Origin of the sequence: Collinsella sp. AM18-10 (assembly GCF_003471585.1) — a bacterium.
Classification (GTDB): Bacteria; Actinomycetota; Coriobacteriia; order Coriobacteriales; family Coriobacteriaceae; genus Collinsella.
This window is the reverse complement of record NZ_QRJO01000026.1, coordinates 1-7,435: the sequence shown is the minus strand read 5'-3', so window position 1 is coordinate 7,435 and position 7,435 is coordinate 1. Positions and strand designations below refer to the sequence as shown.

Below are 7,435 nucleotides of genomic sequence, written 5' to 3'. Positions count from 1 at the left end.
GCTTCGAATCGGGCGCTACACCAACTTTCTCGACACTACCACTCGAAACCGAACCCTGTCCTCCGTCGTAGTAAATCTTTACAGCATCAAACTGCTGAAACCAACTCAAATTGTCGAATATGAAATCGATGATTTCACGCCGCATCGCATCAGCAATCTGTTTAAGAGTTCGGTACCGATGCGTCTTGAATACAAACACCTTGTACGAGATGGGCAAATGTCGAAACATAACTCGAAATAGTGAGAACAGCCTTTTTCTCTCGCTGATGCCCAAGTCCTTGAACTGATCTTTTCCATTCATGAGAGGAGAAGCATGGAACGGAAGAAGCGGCAATCCGCTTTCGGCTACCGCCCTTTCATATTTCTCTATTCCCTCAGCGATGGGAATATCTTGTTCATGAAAAACAAAGGCCACAAGATAGTATCTTTCACGAAGATCATCGCTTCCAGATTCATCAATAAAGATACTCAGCTCTCGCATGGGCAATCCTTAATAAAAAAGCCGGGGAAAACGTCCCCGGCACTTGGAAGCCCTCTCTTAAGAGATGACCACCTAGTTTATACCATGAAGTTGGACGTATGTTCAAGCATGAGTATAAAATACAAACATATGTTCGTCAATAACAAAGATGGCCATCATTCAGCGTCATCGTCGACGGCAAAGTCGCGGAGGTCGAGGCCTTCGCGTTCGGCACGGGTCAGGAGCTCTTGGGGCGACTCATCCTCGATATCCACTACGTCGAGCATGGCGGCCGGAAAGCCCACGCCTGCTGCACTCCCCGCGCGGTCGAGCAGGCTCTCGCGCAGCTGATCTACATCAACTTCGATCTTCATGGTGAAACCTCCCGCCAAACCAGGCCCTTACTCGTCAGCGCCAAGCACTTCCACGGCAGCAACAAAAGCCGCAACCTGCTTGTCGTCCATCTGCGTGGCCAGGCGCCCCACGGGCTCATCGTAGGCGAACTGCACCTTATCGATAAAGCAATCCCAAGCACGCTCATCCACGCGCACGGCAGCCTCACAATACTGACTGAGCTTTTTGAGCCCATACCAAAACGCATTCACATGGCGCGCAGAATCCTCGTCCAGCACACCATCGTAGCGGCGTCCGTTAAACTTACGTATGCGCGCCACAGCAACCTCGAGCGAGTCGCCACCATCGGCCGAAGCCTCATCCACAAGCTCGGGAATCGCAACCTCTCGGCGAACATCATGCCTGGTAGCGCCATCGTACTCGCCCACCAGCACGTCTTCGTCAAGCCGAGAATCGTAGTCTAAATAGCTCGAGCCCCGGCAAATCCCATGCGGCGAGCCAGAGCCAAACGCACAGAACAACCCGCCGTAGGCAACAACACGACGGTAGGTCTCAAACGACTTCTTAACCTGAACGAGCAACTCGGAAAGCTCCCCGGCATCGCACGTCGTCTCGCACGCAACGCACACAGGCTCGGGCAACGATACTGGCTCCACCGTGCTCCCCACAACGCGGACGGCGCGCTCGGCCCGATACGCCTGCGCCGCTAAGCGCGCTCGCTGCGCAGCACCGCGCACGTTCGTAAGTTCACGCTCCAGCGCCACGTCACCAGCAACATCGCCAGCCAAATCACCCGTAAACCCATCAGCGTGCTGCGGCCCAGTCGCACTCAGCTCGGACTCAAACGTCGCCGTGATCATACCCGCAAGGTCCGTTGCGTCGGCGGCACAACGAAGTTGCTCCAGCTGCGTGCACAGCAGGTCGGCATCCAGGGGCACAGCATCCACAACGCGCACGTCACCCAGACGCGCCACGTCCTGCAGCACTAAAGCGCCGGCAGCATCGTACGCTGCGCGCACCCTGTCCGCCGTATTCGCACGCAGCTTTACCTCGATAAACGCAAGCGTCTGCTCCAGGCGCGTCAGCAGCTCGGCCTTGTCCTCCATGCGCAAAAAGGCAGCATAGCGGCGCTCCATCTGCAGCGAGCCCACAACACCCGCCTGCTTGCGAGCGCGCGCAAGGGCCGCGCCCTCAACACGGCGCACGTACGTATCAACAGCCCGCACGGCAGATTCGCGCGCAGCGTGCTCGGCAGCCTCGACATCCCTAAGCACACCCAGCAGTTCGCGGGAGCGCGCCTTGCGCACCAACTCCCCGCGATCGTACTGCTCAAGCGTCGCCTGGCGTTTGGCCACCGATTCAAAGCCAAACAGCTCGTCGAGCAGCTCACCAACAGAACGCTCGTCCGCCATGGCAGGCCTCCTCACGCACTACGCACCAACATGTTCGCGGAACGCACGAGCACCGGACGCCCCGCTCGCCCGCACCCCTACAAATCCAGCGCCTTCTTCGCGGCGTCGACCGGATCGCCATCCATGTAGAACACCGGGCTCAAGCCCGAAATGATCTCGGACGAAACGCTCTGCAGGCCCGCGATGGCGCTCAGCGGCAAAATCACACGCTTGGCACCGGCGTTTTTGGCCACGCGCATAATGTCCTCGAGCCCGCGGATCTCGTCCATAGAGCCCGACATGCGCAAGATGCCCGGGACCGCCAGCGCAGGCATCACTGGGCGGTTGCACGCCGCGGAGCACAGGCCCACAAACTCGGCAAGCGAAACTTCCTCGGACAGGCCCTTGCTCTGCAGGTCGTTATAGAACAGCAGATAATCCTTGGAGCCAATGTGCATGCCCGGCGCCACACGGTTCGCCAGGTTCACAAAGTTGTCGAACGCGGCCTCCAGCGTATCGCGCACCGGCTTGTTAAAGGCCACGCCCTCGTGCTTAAACTTGCACTCGCCGGCAACGGCCTTGTTCTCCAGCTTGTACACGGCAACCTCGCCGCCCTGCGACCTGCCCACGCCAAACACGTGACCGGACAGCAGCGGCCCGTCGGGAATCAGCGTGTCCTCGCTCTGCTCGGGCACGCGTACCACATGCACGTCCTGCGGGTTGTCGGCATCCATATAGCCCAGGTTGACGTCGATAAACTCGACGCCCGCCATAATCTTGAGCTGCTCCTTTACGCGGCGACGGCCCTCGATGGCGTAGTCCAGCAGCCAACGAACGTCGTCCTTGTCCATAGCCTCGTCGGGGAACAGCAGCTTGGCGAGGCCGCTAAAGGACTTGCGCACGGCAATCTCGTCACGCTTGTTAAAGTCGCTGTTAAAGCGGAAATAACGGTCGATATGATGCGTAAAGTCCTTGCGGCGCATCTCCTTGCAAAACTCCGACAGGCAGTCGGTGATCAAGCCGTAATGCCCGGTCAGCAGGCTCGAGCGCATCTTGGGAATCTCCCAGCCCGGCAGGTAATAGTGGATACGGTCGAAGAAGGCCGAATCGTTGTTAAACTCCGGCGGGAACGGGTCAAACAGGTGCGTGGTCTTAAGAACGTTTTGCACGGTGTCGTTGATGTTGCCCTCAAAGACCATGGAGGCATCGGCATTGATCTGGTCGCGGCCACGCGCATAGCTGCCACTCGCCATATAGTCCTTCATGATCTGCACGGCGTTGGTGTCCTTAAAGCGCATGCCGGCGACCTCGTCAAACGTCACGCAATCCCAATGGCCCACCAGGCCCACGCGATCGGCGCGCATGGAGTTCATACGGCCGAACAGGTTGGCCGTGGTGGTCTGCCCGCCCGAAAGCAAGATGGCGTAGGGCGAAACCTCTTTGTAGATATGGCTCTTGCCGGTGCCACGGGGGCCAAGCTCGCACAGGTTGTAGTTGCGCTCGATCAGCGGCACCATACGCTCGATAAAGTGCAGGCGCTCCTTCTCCGAAAGCTCGCTGGGCTCATAGCCGGCAGAGCGCAGCAGCATGTTGAGCCACTCGTCGCGCGAGAAATACTGGCGCTCGTCGATCATGGCCTCCAGGTCCAGGTTGGGCATCTGGATAGGCGTGAGCGACGCCACGCTAAACGGAGAGTCCTCGGGCCCGCGCTTTTTGCGCTTGGCCTTGGAGCGGCGCGGCGCATCGTCGCCAAAGACCTCCATGCCAAACTCGTCTTCCTCTTCCATGGGATGACGGTACTCGATGCTCATAATGCACCAAATACCACCCTGGAGAATCTTGGAATAGTCACGCACGTACTCGGCCGGCATCACAAACGGCTCAATAGTCAGATTGGCAAACGACGCCACGTAGATGTCTTTGTATTCGTCGAGCTTGGCCGTCACCTTATCGATAATGGTAAAGCGACCCAGCTCGCGAATCTTGGACTTGATGCGCTCGGACTCGTCGGGACGCACGTAGTTATCGGTGAGGATCTTGCGGATGCGCTCCAGGCCCTCCGCCACGGCGTCCTCGTCATCGGTTGAGCAGTACATGCCCAGCAGGTACTCCAGCACAAAGGTGGGCACGTTGGCACCACGCTTCATAAGGGCCGTGAGGTCCTTGCGCACGATTTTGCCACCAAAGTGCTCGAGCAGCTTGCCGTCCAGTCCATCCATGTCGTAACCGTCGTCCTCGGGAGCCTCGGCCACGGCCTGGACATAGTCATCGGTCGAGGGCTCGTCCTCGGCAGGCGCCACAGCCTCGACGGGCGCAGCAGCCACGGCCTCTGGGGCAGGCACAGCCTCCACCGCGGGCACAGCCTCCACCGGCACATTCACATCAATCGAGGGAACTTCCCACAGATCGTCGTCGTGACTATCAAACATAGGGCACACTCCTAAAAACCAAAGTCAGCAACAGGGGCAAACGAAACAGCGATGGTGTACGTCTCGCGCCAAACGATCTTGCCCGTCTGGGCATCGCGGCAAACCAGCAAATGAGACGCGCCAGATCCAAACGACACACCGGTCTTAAGCGTAAAGCGGGCCTCGACCACACGGTCCTGCGGGTTGGGCGAGGTCATGTCCGCATGCACGCGAACCACATCGCTCACCTCGTTGCCGGTCTCGTCGGTAAACACCAGCTCGTACTCGCACGGCAGCACCTTGCCCACAGCGGCCTCGTCCTGTAGCAGCTTAATGCCAAACAGCGAGTTGGTAACGCGGCGGCTCTCGTTGAGCACGCGCAGCTGCGCCGTCTGCGTGTCGACAAATTCCTTTGAGGAGGCGCTCAGGCGGCGATACCCGATCACCGGCACCACGAGCTCCTGCAGGCTCACGCCGCCATGCACGTAGCGCTTGGTACCGCCGGGTCGCTTGTAGTGCACGATTCCGCGCGGGGCCAAGCCAACATAACCGCCGCCCGGCACCACATGGTCCATGTTCATGGCCAAATACGGGCTGCCACCCGCACCGTTGGTAATATCGGCCAAGGCATCGCCCTGAGCGACCACCGCATGGCGCTTGCCAAACAGCACCGGGTCGTCCGGCAGATCGTTCTTACCCAGGAACAGGCATTCCGGCAGCTCGTTGGCCGTATACAAAAAGCCATGATCGGATGTAATCGTCACGCGGGCGCTCGGCGCGTCGGTGCACACGCGCTTGGCAATCGAGACCAGCTCGTCCACGCTCTCGGCACACGCGTCAAACACGTCACTTTCGGTGGCGAGCTTCTCCCCCGTCGCGTCGATCTTGTTGTGATACAGGTACACGATCTCGCTGGACTTGAGCAGCTCCTTGCGGTCGGCGGCAGGCATATCCAAATACGCCGCAGCGCTCAAGGCACGACCCGAAGGCGCGGCCTTCTGCAGCACCGCCTGGCGCTCAGCCGTAGTGCCCGTCGGCATACCGTCGAGCAGCACGGCGCCCGTTTCCATATTGAGCGTCATGGCCTGATGCGGCAACAGCGCCGGCATGCCCATCTCGGTAATAGAGGGGAACATCGCCTGCACGCTGCCCATACGCACCTCGCCGCCGCGTTCGCGCTCCAATGCGGCGGCCACGTCCTGCGCTACTTCGTAGCGCAGCGCATCGCTAATCAGAACGACTTTGGCCTTGGCGCTGCCAACATACGTGGGCAGCGTCTCCCAATAGAACAGGTCTTGGCGAGCGACGCCCTCAACATAGCCGGCATCGCGCCACTGCGCCTGGGCGGCATTGGCCCAGCACGCATTGCTCTCGGTCAGATACCAGTTAACGTAGTTGTTCTCGGCCCATTCGACGGCGCGGCGCTCGGGGTCCTCCAGCAGATCGACGCCACGCAACTTGCAGCACTCATTGGCCTGGCGCAACGCACGATAGGCCGCATCCATGCGCCACCAATCCATGGTGTAGGCCTCCCACACCTCGGCCGCCTGGGCAATATGGAATCCGCCCGCATGGTCGCGCTTAAAGGCCGCCATATCGGCCAGCGCCAAAAGAACCTGGTAATAGCAGGCAACATCGTCGTACCAGCACAGATCGCGACGGGCCGAGGCAACACGACGGGCCTCGTCAACACGATCGGCACCCTGTGCCAGCGAGGTGAGCAAGTCACTCAGAATGGCCTCGTCCACGCACGGGAACACATCGAGTCGCAGCAAGTCGGCGGCAGGCAGCCCGCCAAACACATGGCGCAGGCCGCATGCGTCCTGGACCGACTCGCAAATCTCGCGCAGGTCGTCAGCAGCCGCGGCATCGCTCGCCCACTCGCGAACGATGGCAATGCAATACGGCGCATAGGCAGGCGCAATATGGTTGGAGAGCTTTTGCAGCGCAGCAGCCGGCACCAGCGATGCCGAGGCCGTCAGCAACACATGGGCGGCAAAATCCTGCAGCGAATCACGCTCGAACAGCGCACCCTCAAAGCCCGTGCGCTGACGCACAAAGGCAGCAAGGCTATCGCCAGCCTCAAACTTATGAGCCAGCTCCGCCAGCGCCTCCGGGCCTTCGTGCAACAGCATGGTCAGGCACGAGCGCACAATAAACGGCATGGTGGAGGCGCTGGGGTCGGAGCCGCCAAACATGGCGGCCAGCAGGCCCAGCTCGACATCGGTCGCGCATGCAGGCGCGGGCATGCACTTAGAAAACTTAGCGACGCGGCCCTTGGCGGCAAAGAACGACTTGTGAGCCTGCAGAGCCTTGCGAATATCCCTCGCACTCGAAGCCCCCAACTGATCGGCCAGCAGCGACAGATAGTCCGCCGAGAACTGATCGGCATACAGCTCAACATCGGCCAGCCAATCGCCCTCAAGGCCACCGCGCCCCTGCTGGCGATACACCAGCATATCGCTCGTGGTGTCCTCGCGGGCAATAAGGCGTTTGACCTCAAACATATGCCCATCGCAAGCCTCCACAAAGCACACCGGACGCGGCAAGCGCTGCTCCACCGCTTCGCCAAAGCCGCTCTCGGCGAGCTCGGCAAACGTGGCGGCAAACTCACCTTCCGCGTCGTGCCACACCACCACGCGGCGCTCACGGCAATCGGGCAGCGGCTGTTCAAAGCGCGCCGCCAGCTCTTCAATTACATCGAACTTTGCCATCTAACAATCCCACTGTCATACCGGTCAAAACAATTCGCGTAACGCGTAATCACGTGTGCATTATTTTAGGCTCTGTTAGACCAGGATTGACATTCCGCCCCATCATCT

Annotated in this window: 5 protein-coding genes; all 5 read right to left on the bottom strand. The window is 60.0% G+C overall.

What is annotated here, in order from left to right:
- A partial coding sequence (locus tag DW211_RS09805; RefSeq protein ID WP_118260567.1) for an ABC transporter occupies window positions 1-481 on the bottom strand: 481 nt, incomplete at its 3' end.
- Window positions 482-636: 155 nt separating this feature from the next.
- Window positions 637-834 carry a hypothetical protein gene (locus DW211_RS09800; RefSeq protein ID WP_117786726.1) on the bottom strand — a complete coding sequence of 66 codons (198 nt, stop codon included), beginning with the start codon at window positions 832-834 and terminating at the stop codon, window positions 637-639.
- A 27-nt stretch (window positions 835-861) separates the two neighbouring features.
- Entirely contained in the window at window positions 862-2,226 is a 1,365-nt protein-coding gene (locus tag DW211_RS09795; RefSeq protein ID WP_118260565.1) for a hypothetical protein, read from the bottom strand.
- Window positions 2,227-2,303: 77 nt separating this feature from the next.
- Window positions 2,304-4,634, bottom strand: coding sequence for a protease Lon-related BREX system protein BrxL (gene brxL / locus DW211_RS09790; RefSeq protein ID WP_199576777.1), 2,331 nt, complete (start codon window positions 4,632-4,634; stop codon window positions 2,304-2,306).
- Between the two features lie 11 nt (window positions 4,635-4,645).
- Window positions 4,646-7,327 carry a BREX-1 system phosphatase PglZ type A gene (pglZ, locus tag DW211_RS09785; RefSeq protein ID WP_118260563.1) on the bottom strand — a complete coding sequence of 894 codons (2,682 nt, stop codon included), beginning with the start codon at window positions 7,325-7,327 and terminating at the stop codon, window positions 4,646-4,648.
- Between the last annotated feature and the right edge of the window lie 108 nt (window positions 7,328-7,435).

What these genes read in the sequence shown, in the direction of transcription:
- DW211_RS09800 (WP_117786726.1), bottom strand. Translation starts at nt 834, where the DNA reads ATGAAGATCGAAGTTGATGTAGATCAGCTGCGCGAGAGCCTGCTCGAC.
- DW211_RS09795 (WP_118260565.1), bottom strand. Translation starts at nt 2,226, where the DNA reads ATGGCGGACGAGCGTTCTGTTGGTGAGCTGCTCGACGAGCTGTTTGGC.
- brxL (WP_199576777.1), bottom strand. Translation starts at nt 4,634, where the DNA reads ATGTTTGATAGTCACGACGACGATCTGTGGGAAGTTCCCTCGATTGAT.
- pglZ (WP_118260563.1), bottom strand. Translation starts at nt 7,327, where the DNA reads ATGGCAAAGTTCGATGTAATTGAAGAGCTGGCGGCGCGCTTTGAACAG.